General features: G+C 71.1%; 14 protein-coding genes and 1 pseudogene. 7 read left to right on the top strand and 8 right to left on the bottom strand.

Annotated elements, in window-relative coordinates; all coding sequences use genetic code 11:
* Window positions 1-111: 111 nt before the first annotated feature.
* The gene (locus RBH18_RS11790) at window positions 112-1,224 is read left to right on the top strand and encodes a PQQ-dependent sugar dehydrogenase (RefSeq protein WP_372338904.1); all 1,113 of its coding nucleotides are present in this window, start codon (window positions 112-114) and stop codon (window positions 1,222-1,224) included.
* Between the two features lie 30 nt (window positions 1,225-1,254).
* On the opposite strand, the gene RBH18_RS11785 is transcribed toward RBH18_RS11790, so the two are convergent.
* The 3 genes from RBH18_RS11785 to RBH18_RS11775 all read right to left on the bottom strand — a co-directional run bounded on the left by RBH18_RS11785 (window position 1,255) and on the right by RBH18_RS11775 (window position 3,606).
* Window positions 1,255-1,506 (bottom strand): hypothetical protein, encoded by a 252-nt coding sequence (locus tag RBH18_RS11785; RefSeq protein ID WP_305786886.1) that lies wholly within the window; start codon window positions 1,504-1,506, stop codon window positions 1,255-1,257.
* A 114-nt stretch (window positions 1,507-1,620) separates the two neighbouring features.
* Window positions 1,621-1,905 (bottom strand): hypothetical protein, encoded by a 285-nt coding sequence (locus tag RBH18_RS11780; protein ID WP_306206845.1) that lies wholly within the window; start codon window positions 1,903-1,905, stop codon window positions 1,621-1,623.
* A 24-nt stretch (window positions 1,906-1,929) separates the two neighbouring features.
* Window positions 1,930-3,606 carry a sodium:solute symporter family protein gene (locus RBH18_RS11775; RefSeq protein ID WP_306206843.1) on the bottom strand — a complete coding sequence of 559 codons (1,677 nt, stop codon included), beginning with the start codon at window positions 3,604-3,606 and terminating at the stop codon, window positions 1,930-1,932.
* A 125-nt stretch (window positions 3,607-3,731) separates the two neighbouring features.
* Here RBH18_RS11775 and RBH18_RS11770 point away from each other — a divergent pair, with 125 nt between their 5' ends.
* Window positions 3,732-5,603, top strand: coding sequence for a Xaa-Pro dipeptidyl-peptidase (locus RBH18_RS11770; RefSeq protein ID WP_306206841.1), 1,872 nt, complete (start codon window positions 3,732-3,734; stop codon window positions 5,601-5,603).
* Window positions 5,604-5,634: 31 nt separating this feature from the next.
* The gene (locus RBH18_RS11765) at window positions 5,635-7,365 is read left to right on the top strand and encodes a glycoside hydrolase family 97 protein (protein WP_306206839.1); all 1,731 of its coding nucleotides are present in this window, start codon (window positions 5,635-5,637) and stop codon (window positions 7,363-7,365) included.
* A gap of 61 nt (window positions 7,366-7,426) precedes the next feature.
* Here the strand turns inward: RBH18_RS11765 and RBH18_RS11760 are convergent, their stop codons facing one another.
* The gene (locus tag RBH18_RS11760) at window positions 7,427-7,621 is read right to left on the bottom strand and encodes a hypothetical protein (protein ID WP_306206837.1); all 195 of its coding nucleotides are present in this window, start codon (window positions 7,619-7,621) and stop codon (window positions 7,427-7,429) included.
* Complete coding sequence (locus tag RBH18_RS11755; RefSeq protein ID WP_306206835.1) at window positions 7,618-8,295, bottom strand: NADPH-dependent F420 reductase; 678 nt, start codon at window positions 8,293-8,295, stop codon at window positions 7,618-7,620. The genes RBH18_RS11760 and RBH18_RS11755 overlap by 4 nt, the downstream gene beginning before the upstream one ends.
* A gap of 78 nt (window positions 8,296-8,373) precedes the next feature.
* On the opposite strand from RBH18_RS11755, the gene RBH18_RS11750 reads away from it, so the two are divergent.
* Window positions 8,374-9,321: an AraC family transcriptional regulator gene (locus tag RBH18_RS11750; RefSeq protein ID WP_456237626.1), complete on the top strand. Its 948-nt coding sequence runs from the start codon at window positions 8,374-8,376 to the stop codon at window positions 9,319-9,321.
* On the opposite strand, the gene RBH18_RS11745 is transcribed toward RBH18_RS11750, so the two are convergent.
* Window positions 9,288-10,004 (bottom strand): TetR/AcrR family transcriptional regulator, encoded by a 717-nt coding sequence (locus RBH18_RS11745; RefSeq protein WP_306206831.1) that lies wholly within the window; start codon window positions 10,002-10,004, stop codon window positions 9,288-9,290. The genes RBH18_RS11750 and RBH18_RS11745 overlap by 34 nt on opposite strands.
* A gap of 85 nt (window positions 10,005-10,089) precedes the next feature.
* Here RBH18_RS11745 and RBH18_RS11740 point away from each other — a divergent pair, with 85 nt between their 5' ends.
* Complete coding sequence (locus tag RBH18_RS11740; RefSeq protein WP_306206829.1) at window positions 10,090-11,271, top strand: FAD-dependent monooxygenase; 1,182 nt, start codon at window positions 10,090-10,092, stop codon at window positions 11,269-11,271.
* Window positions 11,272-12,767: 1,496 nt separating this feature from the next.
* A pseudogene (locus RBH18_RS44245) lies at window positions 12,768-13,075 on the top strand (transposase); the annotation flags it as partial.
* A 55-nt stretch (window positions 13,076-13,130) separates the two neighbouring features.
* On the opposite strand, the gene RBH18_RS11730 reads toward RBH18_RS44245, so the two are convergent.
* Window positions 13,131-13,787 (bottom strand): HAD family hydrolase, encoded by a 657-nt coding sequence (locus tag RBH18_RS11730; RefSeq protein ID WP_306206827.1) that lies wholly within the window; start codon window positions 13,785-13,787, stop codon window positions 13,131-13,133.
* Window positions 13,784-14,656: an LLM class F420-dependent oxidoreductase gene (locus RBH18_RS11725; RefSeq protein ID WP_306206826.1), complete on the bottom strand. Its 873-nt coding sequence runs from the start codon at window positions 14,654-14,656 to the stop codon at window positions 13,784-13,786. The genes RBH18_RS11730 and RBH18_RS11725 overlap by 4 nt, the downstream gene beginning before the upstream one ends.
* A 256-nt stretch (window positions 14,657-14,912) precedes the next feature.
* On the opposite strand from RBH18_RS11725, the gene RBH18_RS11720 reads away from it, so the two are divergent.
* Window positions 14,913-15,523 (top strand): glycosyltransferase family 2 protein (locus RBH18_RS11720; protein WP_306206824.1); only part of this gene is annotated, 611 nt, incomplete at its 3' end.

The following is a 15,523-nucleotide window of genomic DNA, read 5'->3' as shown; positions in this document are numbered from 1 at the left end:
TCCAGGTAGGGAAGGTCGTGTGTGGACCTTCCGGCAGTGACGGAGGAGTGTCAAGATCTTACGCGCTGTAACCTTCAGTTTTCTTTCAGCCGACCCGGGCACCGTGGAGCGATGACCTCGACCACACGCTGGGCACTGGCTGCGGCGACGGCGGGCGCGGCCCTGCTCACCGCGTGTTCCGACTCTTCCGCCCCAACCGCACCGGCTGCCGCATCCAGCACGCCCGTGGCATCACCGGCAAATCCGGCTTCCTCGCCCGCGACAACCCTCGATCTGGGCCACCCGGAGACGGTGGCGACGGGTCTGGAGACGCCGTGGGGACTGGCCTTTCTGCCGGACGGCAGCGCGCTGGTCGCCGAGCGGGACTCCGGCGAGGTGCTGCAGGTCCGGCCGGGGACAGATCAACCCCGGCGGGTGTACGAGGTCCCGGGCGTGAGCGCGCAGGGCGAGGGCGGCCTGCTCGGGCTCGCCGTGGCGCGCGACTTCGCCGCGACGCGGTTCGTGTACGCGTACTTGACGGCGCAGTCGGACAACCGGATCGTGCGCTGGGAGCTGGGCAGCGACGCCGGGCCGGAAGTGATCTTCGACGGCATCGGCAAGGCGGGCATCCACAACGGCGGGCGCATCGCGTTCGGGCCGGACGGCATGCTCTACGCGGGCACCGGCGACGCGGGCGAGGGAGGCGCCGCCCAGGACGCCGGCGACAGCAACGGCAAGATCCTGCGGCTGACCCCGGAGGGCGACCCGGCGCCGGGCAACCCGCGGGAGGGCTCGCCGGTGTGGAGCCTGGGCCACCGCAACGTGCAGGGGCTGGCGTGGGCCGCCGACGGCACGATGTACGCGGCGGAGTTCGGGCAGAACCGCTTCGACGAGATCAACAAGATCACGCCCGGCGGCAATTACGGCTGGCCCGAGGTCGAGGGCACCGCCGACGACAGCCGGTACGTGAACCCGATCGCCACGTGGGGCACCGACGAGGCCTCCCCGAGCGGGGCGGCGATCGCCGGCGACACGCTCTATGTCGCGGCGCTGCGGGGCGAGCGGCTGTGGACCGTCCCGCTGTCCGGTGGTGAGCCGCAGGCCGAGCTGTCCGGACGCTACGGGCGGCTACGAACCGTAGCCGTCGCGCCGGACGGGGCGCTGTGGCTCACCACCTCGAACACCGACGGTCGCGGCGACGCGAGGGACGGCGACGACCGGATTCTGCGGTTCCCGGCCGGCTGAGCGGCGTTGCTCGCCGGACGGCCCGTTGAGTCACCCGTTGTTGGGCGGCAGCAGTGGGAGCTGACTGATCGCGGTGGCGTACTGGGAGATCTGCCGGCCGTTCGGCACGACGCCGAAGCTCCGGAGCTGATCCTGAATGGCCTGCTTGACAGCATCCTCGGACTGCCCGCGATGTGTCTGCATGACCCTGTTGACGACATAGTCAACACGTAGCTGCATCTGCCAGCCCGGGGAGCGCTGCGAGGCTCCCGTGGCGAGGCTCACTGAGGCGAGGGGTTCCATGCCCCAAAGTATCGGAACCCCGCTTCCGCACTGGAAGGTTCGGGGAGGGGGTGCAACCGACCTGCACCCGGCTCGCACCGTCTTCTCCATCAAACGGGCGAGCCGGGTTGCCGTTCAGTTCTCGCGCTGCCCCTCGGTGGGCACCTTCGTGGGCCGCCACCAGGTCCAGAGCAGGAAGAGCAGCCCGAGGCCGAGCATCACCAGGCCCATCCACAGGTTGATGCGCACCCCCTGCGCCTTGTCGATCTCGGCCGGCGAGTCGAACGCGCCGAGCAGCGCCACGATCACCCCGTAGATCACGAAGAGGCCGCCGATCACCACCCGCACGTCGAAGAGCCGCGCGGCGGAGGACTTGCCCTCGAGCTTCTCGGTCTTGTCGATCAGTTCGTCGTCAGCCATGACAACTCCTTCCCGGTTCCCCGGTCACCAGACCGGGATGTAGAGCACGAAGGCGAGCACGACGGCGATGCCGCCGAGCAGGGCGGGGTTGCGCCACCAGACCTTGTCCGCGGCGAGGATCACGTCGCCGGAGGTGGAGCTGCCGGCCAGGCCGTAGACCAGGCCGCGCAGGTCGTTCTCGGGCTTCGGCTTGGTCACGAGGGTGACCAGCACGGCGACCACGACGGCGGTGACGAAGGCGAGGCCCGCGCCCCAGAAGCTCTCCTCCAGGTCGGAGTTGAACGTCACGACGTCGCCCAGGTAGAGCAGGTAGAGCGTCAGGGACGACAGCGTGCCGAGCAGCAGGGACCAGAAGCCCGCCGGGGCGGTCATCCGCTTCCAGAACATGCCGACGATGAAGGTCGCGAACAACGGTGCGTTGATCAGCGAGAACAGCGCCTGGATGTAGTTCATGATGTTGTCGTAGCCGGAGGCGATGAACGCCGTGCCGATGCTGATGATGATGCCGGCGATGGTCGCGATCCGGCCGACGCGCAGGTAGTACTCGTCCGAGCGGTCCTTGCGGACGTAGGTCTGCCACAGGTCGTAGGTGAAGACGGTGTTGAAGCCGCTGACGTTCGCCGCCATGCCGGCCATGAACGAGGCGACCAGGCCGGTGACCGCGACGCCCAGCACGCCGTTCGGGAGCAGGTCGCGCATCAGCAGCGGGATCGAGTTGTTGTACGTCAGATCGCCGGACGCGGCACCGAGACCCTTGACGGTCACGATGGCGATCAGGCCGGGGATGACGGTGACGATCGGGATGAGCAGCTTCGGGAAGGCGCCGATGATGGGCGTACGCCGGGCGGCGTTCATGTCCTTCGCGGAGAGCGCGCGCTGCACCTCGGCGAAGTTCGTCGTCCAGTAGCCGAAGGACAGCACGAAGCCGAGGCCGAACACGATGCCGATCCAGTTGGCGCCCAGCGGGTTGCCGGAGTTCGCGGTGCCCTGCCACGTGTGCAGCGCCGCGTCGCCCAGGTCGCTGTTGCGGACCGCGTCGAACAGGCCGTCGATGCCGCCGACCTTGACCAGGCCGACGATGGTCACCGGGAGCAGGCCCGCGAGGATCACGAAGAACTGCAGCACCTCGTTGTAGATCGCCGAGGAGAGCCCGCCGATGGTGATGTAGGAGAGCACGATCGCGGCGCCGACGACGATCGACACCCACAGCGGCCAGCCGAGCAGCGCGTCCAGGATCAGGGCGAGGGCGTAGAGGTTGACGCCCGCGATGAGGACCTGGGCGACGGCGAAGATGATCGCGTTGAGCAGGTGCGTCGGGGTGTTGAACCGGCGGCGCAGGAACTCGGGGACCGAGCGGACCTTCGAGCCGTAGTAGAACGGCATCATCACGATGCCCAGGAAGACCATCGCCGGGACGGCGCCGATCCAGTAGTAGTGCAGGGTCATGAGGCCGTACTGGGCGCCGTTGGCCGCCATGCCGATGATCTCGAGCGCGCCCAGGTTGGCCGACACGAACGCCAGGCCGGTGACCCAGGCCGGCATCGCCCGCCCCGACAGGAAGAAGTCGGCGCTGGTGCTGATGGCTCTTCGGGCGGCGAGGCCGATGCCCAGGACCGTCGCGAAGTAGATCGCGAGGATCAGGTAGTCGAAGACATCGAGGTCGAGTCGTAGCCCGGGGCCCTCGGCGGCGAGCAGGTTCATGGGCACCTCCTGTGCGAGTCGGCCGCGGTCTACCCGACCCGAAGCTTTCTCACACCTGTGAGCCCGGCCTCAGCCATCATCCGATTGAATGGCATGGATCCATCATCCGACCGGAAGGTGAGTTCATGCCCCGTATCACGCCCCTCGTCGCGGCCGGCGCGCTTGTCGCGGCCCTGGCCTGGGCGGCGCCCGCGCACGCCGCCCCCGCCACCCCTCCGCACATCCGCGGCCTGGAGACAGTGCCCGTCTACGACTACGGCACCGCGATCCGCGAGAGCGTCTGGGTGCAGACCCGCGACGACGCCGACCTCGACGGCGTGCCCGACCGCGTCGCCGTCGACCTGGTCCGGCCGCGCACGGCCCCCGGCGTGAAGGTGCCGGTGGTGATGGACGCCTCGCCCTACTACGCCTGCTGCGGCCGCGGCAACGAGAGCGAGCTCAAGGAGTACGACGCGAACGGCGTCATCACCAAGGCACCGCTCTTCTACGACAACTACTTCGTCCCGCGCGGCTACGCGTTCGCCGCCGTGGACCTGCCCGGGACCAACCGGTCCACCGGCTGCGAGGACGTGGGCGGGCCGCACGAGGTCGCCGGGGCCAAGGCGGTCATCGACTGGCTCAACGGGCGCGGAGTCGCCTTCGCCGCCGACGGCAGCCGGGTGTCCGCCCGGGCGTGGACCACGGGCAAGGTCGGCATGATCGGCAAGTCGTGGGACGGCTCGATCGCCAACGGCGTGGCGGCGACCGGGGTCGAGGGCCTGGCGACGATCGTGCCCATCGCGGCGATCTCCAGCTGGTACGACTACATGCGCTACAACGGCGTGCTCCGCTCCACGGACTACCCCGAGTACCTGCAGGGCGTGGTCAGCGACCGGCTCGCCGAGTGCCAGGCCGTGACGGCCGGCCTCGACACGAACAGCGCCGAGGAGACCGGGGACTACAACGGCTTCTGGCGCGTACGGGACTATCGCCCCGCCGCGCGGAAGGTGCGCGCGAGCGTGCTCGTCGTCCACGGGGTCAACGACCTCAACGTCGGCACGCCGCAGTTCGCGAAGTGGTGGGACGCGCTGGCCGAGGCGGGCGTCCCGCGCAAGATCTGGCTGCACCAGACCGGACACGTCGACCCGTTCGACCTCGATCGGGACGCCTGGGTCGAGACGTTGCACCAGTGGTTCGACCGGTGGCTGCAGGGCCTGCCCAACGGCATCGACCGGGAACCGCGGGCGACGATCGAGACCAGCCCGGGCGTGCTGACTCCGTTCGCCGACTGGCCCGTGCCCGGTGCGCGGCCGACGACCGTACGGCTGGGGCAGGGCATCGCGAGCACGACCGACCTGGGTCTGTCCGAGGCGGCGGCGACCGCCGATCCGGCCGCCACGGTGCCCGGGCGCCTGGCGTTCCAGTGGGGTCCGCTCACCGAGCCGCTGCGCCTGTCGGGCACGCCGTCGGTGACCCTGCGCGTCCGGGTCGACCGGCCGACCACGCAACTGACCGCGAAGCTGGTCGACTACGGCACCGCGGCCCGGGTCGACTACGGGCGTGGCGAGGGTGTCACGACGCTGGCGACGGAGTCGTGCTTCGGGGAGTCCACCTCCTTCGACGACGCCTGCTACCGGGACGTGGCCGAGCGCGTGGTGACCAGTGACTACGCCGTGCTCACCCGGGGCTGGCAGGACGCTGCGCACCACGTGTCGCTGCGGTTCACCACGCCGCTGACGCCGGGGCGGTGGTACTCGATCGAGGTGCCGCTGGCGGCGTACGACACGACGGTGGCGGCGGGGCACACGCTCGGCCTGGTGCTGACCCAGAGCGACGCGCGCTTCACCGAGGCGCCGAACACCGGTGCGACGATCGACGTGGATCTCGCCCGCAGCACGCTGACACTGCCGGTCGCCGGTCGCGTGACCCTCACGCCGGCCACCTCCGCCGCCGCCAGGACGGTGCCGGGCACGGGCATCACGGCAGGGGATCGCCCGGAGTACGAGCTGCCGCGCTGATTCACAAGAAGCCGTGTCAGAGTGGGCCCCCATGCGGAGGCGCACCCTGCTCGGACTGACAGCGGCGACCGCCACGCTCGCCGCCGACTCGCCCGCACCCGCGCGGGCGACGGCGGCGAGCTGGCCGGTCACCGGGCCGGACGGGCGCCTGACCGCCCGGCTCGCCCTCGACGCGGACGGCCGGCTCCGCTTCGGCATCGACGGGGTGCTGCCGCCCGCGCCGATCGGCGTCAACGTGCTGAGCGGGCACTCGTACGTGTCGCACAGCAGGCGTACGGTCCGGGAGCGCTACACCCGCACGACCGGCAAGCAGCGGGCGCGGGACGTCACACTCGCCGAGCTGACGGTCCGGTTCGCCGGGCTCGACGTCGTCGTGCGGGTCTCGGCCGAGGGGGCCGCCTACCGCTATGTGCTGCCGGACGGCGGGCCTGTCACGGGCGAGTTCTCGTCGTGGACGCTGCCGCCCGGCTCCCCCGCGTGGCTGCTGCCCTACACCGTCAACTACGAGGCGACCCGCGTGACGACGACCTCGGACGCCGCGGCCACCGGCGAGTACGGGTTCCCGGCCCTGTTCCGGGTCGGGCCGGCCTATGTCCTGCTGACCGAGTCGGATGTGGACGGACGGTACGACGGGGCGCGGCTGACGCATCGGGCGGGCTCGGGGACGTACGGGATCAGGCTGGCCGACCCGGCGATCAGCGCGACCGGCCCGCTGCGCACACCGTGGCGCGTGGCCGTCGTCGGCGACCTGGCGACCGTGACCGGGTCCGGGCTCGTGGACGACCTCGCCCCGCCCTCCCGCGTCGCCGACACCTCGTGGATCCGGCCGGGCATCGTCGCCTGGTCGTGGCTGACCGAACCGGACAGCCCCGCCGACCCGGCCCGCCAGCGGCAGTACGTCGACTTCGCCGCGCGCCACGGCTGGCCGTACGTGCTGGTCGATGCCGGCTGGTCCGCGGACTGGGTGCCCGCCCTGGTGCGCCACGCCCGGGACCGCGGCGTCGGGATCGTGCTGTGGGTGCCGTGGACGGAGCTCGACCCGGCACGGCTGCCACAGTTCCGGGAGTGGGGCGTCGCGGGGCTGAAGATTGACTTCCTGGACTCGGACAGCCAGGCGCGGTTCCGGTTCTACGACGAGATCCTGCCGGCGGCCGCGGCGCACCGGCTGATGGTCAACTTCCACGGGGCGACGGTGCCGCGCGGCATGCAGCGGACGTGGCCGCACGTGATGACGTCCGAGGCCGTCCGCGGCGCCGAGTGGCCGCCGTTGCGGGCCGCGGCGACGACCGTGCTGCCGTACACGCGAAACGTCGTCGGCAGCATGGACTACACGCCGGTGACGTGGAGCGTCGCCGGCCGGGACACCAGCGACGCGCACGAGCTCGCGCTGGCCGTCGTCTTCGAGTCGGGCTGGCAGCATCTCGCCGACGAGCCGGCGGCCTACGAGGCACGGCCCGAGGCCCTGCGGCTGCTCAGCTCGCTGCCGGCGGCGTGGGACGAGACCCGCCTGCTCGGCGGTACGCCCGGCGAGTCCGCGGTGATCGCGCGGCGCACCGGGACGCGGTGGTGTGTGGGCGGCATCGTCGCCGGACAGGCGCGGGCCGTCCGGGTGCCGCTGGACATGCTCGGACCCGGCCGGTTCACCGCCGGGATCTACGCGGAAAACCTGCACCGCGAGCAGCGGATCGTCCGGCGCGGTGACGTCCTGGCGATCCCGGTCGTGCGGAACGGCGGCTTCGTTCTGGACATCGACAAACCCTGATCCACCCGCATGCGAGCCCACCCGGCGGATCCGCGCACCACCTGCCATCCATCCATGTTGGTCAGTGGATGACGATGCGCTTGCTGCTGTCGGCCGGCCGCGACCACGCATGCTCGACGTCGCGCAGCGGGCGCGGTCCGGCCGTCTCGCCCAGGTTCACCCAGGTGAGGGGGCGGGTCGGATCGGGTCGGCGCGACACCGTCGCGGCCATCGTCTCGGCCGCTGCGTCGTACGCAGTGACGACCGCCGCCTTCACCGCCGGTCCGCCCGTTCCAGAAGCGCGGCCAGATCGGCGGCGGAGGCGGGGCGGCCGGGGGCGGCGAACATGCCGTCCGGATCGAGATAGGCCAGGTGCGCGGGGGTGCCCGGCGCGAACCGGCGGCTCTCGGCGAGCGGTCCCACGTCGAAGGCGTCGAAGCCGAGCGAGTCGATCAGGGTGGCGACTGCCGCCTTGGCCACTGTGGAGTCGCCCGCGATGGGCACGGCGCTGCGGTCGGGGGCGCCGGCCGGGCGGGCGAGTTGCGGCAGGTGCCGGAAGAACACGGTGCTGAACGCCTTGACCACGTGAGCGTCCGCCAGGTGCGCCTGCAACAGCAGGTGCGGCGGGATGTCGCCGGCTTCGATCTCGGGAACAGCGCCCTGGCGTACCGGATCGTAGTTGAGGGTGTCGATGACGACCCGGCCGTGCAGCGCCTCGGCCGGCACCTGCCGGTATGCGCGTACCGGGATGGCCACGACGACCAGGTCACCGGCCGCCGCAGCCTCGGTGGTGGTCGCCGCGCGTGCCTGGGAGCCCAGCCGGGCCGCCGTTTCCCGCAGGCTCTGCGGTCCACGGCTGTTGCTCAGCACGATGTCGTGTCCGGCGGCGACGGCCAGCTGCGCGAGCGCGCCGCCGATCCGTCCGCTGCCGATGAAGCCGATCGTTGTCATGATCCGAATCTAGGTCGCCTCGGCCGTACGTCCTATGCTGAAAAGTCCATCGTTTGTACGCGATCGTCCGGAGGCGTGGTGGATCCGCTGAGCGAGGTACTGGCGCTGCTGAGGCCGCGCAGCTACATCACCGCCGGATTCGACGCCGGTGGCGACTGGGCGCTGGAGCTCGACGACCTGGCCGGCCGGATCAAGTGCTACGCGGTCGTCAAGGGCTCCTGCTGGCTGACGATCGACGGCGCCGCGCCGGTGCTTCTCCGGCAAGGCGCCTGTTTCGTGCTGCCGACCGGCCGGACCGCCGTCATCGGCAGCGCAGCGGACGTCGAGCCGGTGCGCTCCTCCGCGGTGCTCGACCCGGACCGCAGCGGGAAGGTTGTCACCTACAACGGCGGCGGGGACGTCTATCTGGTCGGCAGCCGCTTCGAGGCCGGTAGTCCGCACGTCGACCTGCTGCTGCAGGACCTGCCCCCGCTCATGGTGGTCAAGACCTCCGACGACCGGGCCCGGTTGCGCTGGTCGATCGAGCTCATGATGGAGGAGTTCCGCGAGCCCCGCCCCGGCTCGGCCCTGATGGCCCAGCAGCTCGCGCACATGATGCTGGTCCAGGCGCTGCGCCTCTACCTGGCCGCGCCGGGACCGGACGACATCGGCTGGTTCGCCGCGCTCGCCGACCCCCGGATGCATGCCGCCCTCGCCGCGATGCATGCCGACCCGGCCCGCTCCTGGACCGTCCGGGAGCTCGCCACGACCGCCGGCATGTCCCGCTCGACCTTCGCCGAGCGTTTCCGGGCCCGCGCCGGCGAGACCCCGATCGCCTACCTGGCCCGGTGGCGGATGATGCTCGCCGCCGAGCGCCTCCAGCACAGCGACGACACCATCGCCCGGATCGCCGGCTCCCTGGGGTACGAGTCCGAGCACGCCTTCAGCACCGCGTTCAAACGCATCATGGGTACGCCGCCGCGACGCTACGCCGGATCCGTCGGCTGGGACGATCACCCGGACCGGGTCACCTGTCGTTCTTCGTAGCGTCTGCGCACGAGGACCTCGATGCCGTCGAGGATGCGGGCCAGGCCGTAGTCGAAGGCCTGGTTCGCGTCCCCTGGCTCGCTGACCGCTTCCCGGAGACGGGGGAAACGGTCGCCATGGGTGCGCAGGACGGCGCCCATGGCGCTCAGCATCTCGTCCTCGGGGTCCGCCACGGAGGCGGTGCCGGGCATGGCCCCGGCTTGTTGCGCGAGCATGCGGCCGTGGCCGACCAGCACCGCGATCGTGTCCAGGCGCTCGGGGCCGGTGAGCGGCAGCCCGGCCAGGCAGGCCAGCGCGGTCTCCATCCACCCCAGCTCGAACGGCCCCAGCGGCCGGCGCCCCACCGTGGCCTCCACCGCCCAGGGATGCGCGAGATAGCGGGTCAACAGCAGCGCCGACCACTCCTCCAGCCCGGCGCGCCACTCCCCCGGCGTCAGCTCCGGCGGCGCGCCGATCGCCCGCTCCAGCATCAGCGCGACGAGCTCGGCCTTGCCCGGCAGATAGCGGTAGAGCGACATCTTCGTGAAGCCCAGCTCCGCGGCGACGCGCTGCATCGACACCGCGGCCAGGCCCTCCGCGTCGGCCACCGCGACGGCCGCGTCGGCGATGGCGCCGAGGGTCAGCGCCGGTTTGGGACCCCGGGTGGACCGGGGCCGCTCGTGCCAGAAGAAGTCGATCGTCATCAAGCCGCCTTGCGCTCCGCGAGAACTGTCTCTACCGTACACAGAGGAAATTGAGGCCATCGGACACAGTTTCTCGGGGGGCGTCATGAGTCTGCGTGTGCTGATCTCCGGAGCGGGGCTGGCCGGGCCCGCGCTCGCTTGGTGGCTGGGCCACCACGGGTTCCGGCCGACGGTCGTGGAGCTGGCCGCGGCGCTGCGCACGGGGGGCAGCGCCGTCGACTACCGCGGGCCGGTGCATCTCGGGCTGCTCGACCGCATGGGGGTGACCGGCGCGCTGCGGGCGGCGGCCACGAGCGGCACGACGATGCGGTTCGTCGACGAGCGGGGCCGGCGGCTCATGGAGATGCCGCCGGACTTCGCGGGCGGCGACCTGGAGGTGCGGCGCGGCGACCTGTCCCGCATCCTCACCGAGGCGAGCGGCGACCGCACCGAGTGGATCTTCGGCGACACCGTCACGGCGCTCACCGAGACCGCGCGCGGCGTGCGGGCGACGTTCCGCAGCGGCGCCGAGCGCGAGTTCGATCTGGTGGTGGGCGCCGACGGCGTGCACTCCACGGTGCGGCGGCTGACCTTCGGGCCGGAGGCGGCGTTCGTGCGGCACCTCGGCTACTACGTGGCGGGGTGGGACCTGCCGGCCCGGCCCGGGGAGGCGTCGCCGTCACGGGTGACGCTGCACTACAACGTGCCCGGGCGGCTCGCGGCGACCGGCGACGACGGCGCCTTCGTGGCGTTCTCGGCGCCGCAGCCCCTGGCCTACGACCACCGGGACGTCGCCGCGCAGCAGCGGCTGGTGCGGGAGCGGTTCGCCGGGCTGGGCTGGGAGGTGCCGCGGATGCTGGCCGCGCTCGGCACCGCCGGCGACTTCTACTTCGACAGCATCTGCCGGGTCGACGTGCCCACCTGGCACCGCAGCCGCATCGCCCTCGTGGGCGACGCCGCGTGGGGCGCGACGATCGGGGGCATGGGCAACGGCACGGCGCTGGTCGGGGCCTATGTGCTGGCCGGCGAGCTCGCCGCGGCCGGCGGTGACCACGCCGTGGCCCTGCCGCGCTACCAGCGGCGGATGGCGGCCTTCGCCCGGCGCGCGCAGCGGGGCGGCGACACCACGGGCCGCTTCCTCGCCCCACGCACCGCCCGCGGCATCCGCCTGCGCAACGGCCTCTACAACCAACCCTGGGTGATGCGCCTGACCATGGCCATCGCCGACGACCGCGGCGCCCGCATCGACCTGCCCGACTACCCCACCCCAACCCCCGCCGCCGCCTGATCGAAGGCTACGAGTGCAGCCGAGAGCTCGCGACCGAGCTGACTCGACCACGGCCAACTACAGTCCGTCATGTTGGTCGACCCGGCGGCGTCCGGATTTGCCGATGTGCGAGCACTTGACCATGCTGGCGACAATGCCTTGGCGCCTTTCGATCAAGCTACGATCTTGGACGTGGTGGTCTTCGTATGCGGTCGATGCAATCGTCGATTGACGCCGCCACTTGCGACGCTGGACAGTCCCTTGGTTCGTCCCGGCCACGAAGGCCGAGGTCCCGCGCCGTCCACGGTGCCCCGTGGTCACTACGCCGTAGGTCCCGACCCGTTCGGGGCGCCTTTTGTGCCGGCTCCGAACCCGGACGATGTACCCGACGCCATGCCTGGCCTGGTCATGGCAGGTCCCGGCGACGGGTTCCTGGTCTCCGCCGGTTCGGTCGATACCGTAGTGATCCATCCGGATGACGCGTCCGCATTGCGACCGCATCCGGACAGCGAACGCATCGGGACTGGCTGCTGCGGAATGTCCGGCCAGTTCGGTAACAACCTCGTCTGTCCATGCGGCCAGGAGGTCGCGACACTGACGAATGAGTGTTACGGCGCGCACGAACTTCACCTGGACCCGGCCCACGTACGCCGGGTAGACGGCCCGCTGTAAACGGACCGGCGTACGGATTCGCCACTGGTCATGCTCAGCAGTCGGCGGTGAGCCATCACGCCGTATCACATAGGTCGGGGCCGTCCCGCGGCTGACTGGTGTCGATGAGCGCGCGCAGCCTGTCCGATCGCGTGGGAGGCTTGAATCATGTGGTGTCTCGATCCGGTCAACAGCCCTGAGTTGTTCAAGAGGCTGCGGCTGCATGGCCGGGGCGGCGACTTCGAGATTGCGTGGGTTGGCGAGGGATGGCGGGCACTCGTTGAGACCTGCCACGAACGACTCTTGGCCGGCTTCCCCCAGTATGAGCTCCTGGACATCAAACAGAGTCATGGCGAGCTCTCGTACCAGGCGTTTCCGCGCAGGTGGGTCAGAGGGCACACGCAGTGGTCGCTCGAAGAGGCAGCCGAATTGAATAGAGTCACTGCCACGTTCGGAGTTCTTTCCCAAACTGTGTGCGAGTGGTGCGGCGCTCCCGCGAAGCTGCGTGAATGGCGAACCGTTGAGCTCACGTTGTGCGATGGCTGTGATGCGCGTTTCCCGGATCCACCGTTCCCGGTGCACGAGCCTAGCTAGGTGCCGCCGGGGTTGGCGCATCCGGATCTGCCGCGATCCGGGCGGCAGCCCACGCCTACTAGTTACTCATGGTGAGCGGCTGGCGTGTTTCGCCGGAGCGGGCCGGTGCCCCGACTTCCGCGGCGCTACCCGCCCAGCCTGTGCACATTTGGCGTACCTGGCTCTGCGCTGCAACCCGTACGCCGACATTAGCGGTGACGAGGCGGCACGACCTGACCGACGCGCAGTGGGCTGTGCCGGCCCCGTTCCTTTCTCTTGTCAGCACTGCAGGCGGGCACCTGCAGAAGGAACCACCCGGTGGGGTGCATGGTGCCGGGCACCGCGGGGACAGCCCGCAGTTCATCCCCGTGCTGCGCCGCCTTGAGTCAGCAGGCTCGGTGTCGGCCGAGCCCGGTCCGGTGCTGGTGCTGGCCGATAAGGCCTTTACCAGCACCGGCAGCCGCCGATATCTACGCTCACAGGGATCGAAGCGTGCATCCCGAGCAAGAGCGACCAGGACGCCCACCGCAAGGCCAAAGGCTCACGCGGTGGACGTCCACCGACGTTCGGCCCGCAGCTCTACCGGCACCGGCTCGCCGTGGCGGGACCTTCCCGAACGGCACGGCTCGGCCTCAGCGGCCGAGGGCTTGCGGGGGTCAGCGCAGCTTCTCGACGGCTTCGATCGTGAGGTCGTCCAGGCTGTGCAGGACCAGGCTCGCCAGGGCCAGGGCGTCCTCGGCGGGGGGATAGACGCCGTGCGGGACGGCGATCACCGCGAGGCCCGCGGCGGCCGCCGAGCGGAGGCCGTTGCTGGAGTCCTCGACCGCCGCGCAGGTGGCCGGGTCGAGGCCGAGGCGGCGGGTGGCCTCGAGATAGGCGTCCGGGGCGGGCTTGCCGCGGGGGACCTCCTCGGTGGACAGTGTCGTGCGGAAGGCGTCGGTGAGGCCGGCCGTCTCGAGGACCTGGTCGATGAGGATGCGGGCCGACGAGCTGGCGAGGGCCAGCGGGAAGTGTTCCGCGAGCCGGCGCACCGCGGCCACCGAGCCCGGGATCAGCGGCACCGACGCGCGGTAGCGCTCTGCCATGCGGCCCAGCACGTCCTGCGCCACCTGCTCCGGGGTGCGCGGGACGCCGACCTCCTCGCTGAGGTGGGCCGACCACTCGGGGGTGCTCATGCCCATCATGCGGGTCTGGGTGTCGGGCAGGAACTCCCTGCCGTGCTCGGCGACGTAGCCGCGGCGGACCTCCTCCCACACCTCCTCGGTGTCGATGATCACGCCGTCCAGGTCGAAGACGACCGCTGCGATGCTCATAGCGCCTCGATCGCGGGGACGACCTGCGACTGGATGATCTCGAACTTGCGCAGATCGGTCGCGCCCGCGATGCCGCCGTGGGCGACGGTGAAGCCCAGCCCGGCCAGCCGGGTGGCGTCCGCGACGATCTGCTCGACCTTCTCCCCCTCGGCGCCGGGGTCGAGCTGCAGCACGACGGTCTTCTCGATGTCGTCGTAGTCGCGGCCCTCGGTCTCGCAGTGCTGCCGCAGCACGTCGAGCTTGCGCTCCACGTCCGGAGAGTTGAAGAGGTTGCAGGCGTCCGCGTACTTCGCCACGAGGCGCAGCGTCTTCTTCTCGCCCCCGCCGCCGATGAGGATCGGCGGGTGCGGGCGGCTGATCGGCAGCGGGGAGTTGAGCAGGCGGCCGAGCTGGTAGTGCTTGCCCTCGAAGGCCGCCTCCTCGCCGTGGAACATCTTCAGGCAGATCTGCAGCGTTTCCTCCAGCCGCTCGAAGCGCTCGGCCGTCGGCGGGAAGAACAGGCCCAGGCCGCGGGACTCCTCCTCGTTCCACGCGGCGCCGATGCCGAGCATGGCCCGGCCGCCCGAGAGCACGTCGAGCGTGGTCACGGCCTTGGCGAGCAGGCCCGGGTAGCGGTAGGTCACGCCGGTCACCAGGGTGAGCAGCTTGGCCCGGCGGGTGTGGGCGGCGAGGAAGCCGAGCGCGGTGTAGGCCTCGAGCATCTCGTGCTCCGGCGGCCCGTGCACCCCGATCTGCCACACATGGTCCATGACGCTGATCCGGTCGAACCCCGCCTCGTCCGCGGCCGCGGCCACGTCGGCGAGCTGCGGCCCGAGCCGCGACGGCCCACCCGGCCACGTGAAGTTGTTGATGTGCAGACCCAGTTTCACGGGTGTGGTTCCCTTCCGCGACGCGACTCCCGCCGACCCTACCGCCGCTCCGTGTCACCCGCGGAGGTTTCACCGTCCGTAGTGGATCGTGACCTCATCTGAACCGGTTAAGCACAACGTGCCCGCGAGGTTGACCGACCGTAGTCAGTTGATAAGTTGTGAGCCGCCCACCGATCCGACCGCCGCCGAGGAGCCACCGCCCATGCCTCCCTCGTCGCGACGCCCGGCCCCGTCGCACACCATGCAGTCACCGACCGTGACCGTCGTCATCCCGGCCCTCAACGAGGAGCACAACCTGCCCCTCGTGCTCGAGAACCTTCCGCCCGTCGACGAGGTCATCGTCGTGGACGGCCGCTCCGACGACGACACCGTCGCCGTCGCCCGCGAGGTCCGCCCCGGCGCGGTCGTCGTCCGCCAGACCCGATCCGGCAAGGGCAACGCCCTGGCCTGCGGGTTCGCCGCCGCCACCAGCGACATCGTGGTGACGCTCAACGCCGACGGGTCGGCCGACCCCGGCGAGATCCCCCGCTTCGTCGACGCACTGCTGTCCGGCGCCGAGGCGGCCCACGGGTCGCGCTTCCGCCACGGGGGCGCACACCGCGACGCCCTGCCGGCCGAGCGCACGGCGCACGCCCTGCTCAGCCGGGTGGTCAACGTCCTGTTCCGGACCCGGTTCACCGATCTGAGCTGCGGCTACAACGCGTACTGGCGGGAGCTGCTGCCGGTCCTCGATCTGCCCCGCCCGGTCGACGAGCGGCTCAAGCGCGGCCGGCTCGCATGGGGCGACGGGCCCGAGGTGGAGACGCTCATCACAGTGCGCATGGCCACCCGGGGGCTGCGTGTCGTCGGACGAAGCCCTCGACCGGG

Source organism: Actinoplanes oryzae (assembly GCF_030757795.1).
In the GTDB taxonomy this organism is placed as follows: domain Bacteria; phylum Actinomycetota; class Actinomycetes; order Mycobacteriales; family Micromonosporaceae; genus Actinoplanes.
The sequence above is the reverse complement of the archived record's forward strand: the minus strand, read 5'-3'. Positions and strand labels throughout refer to the sequence as shown.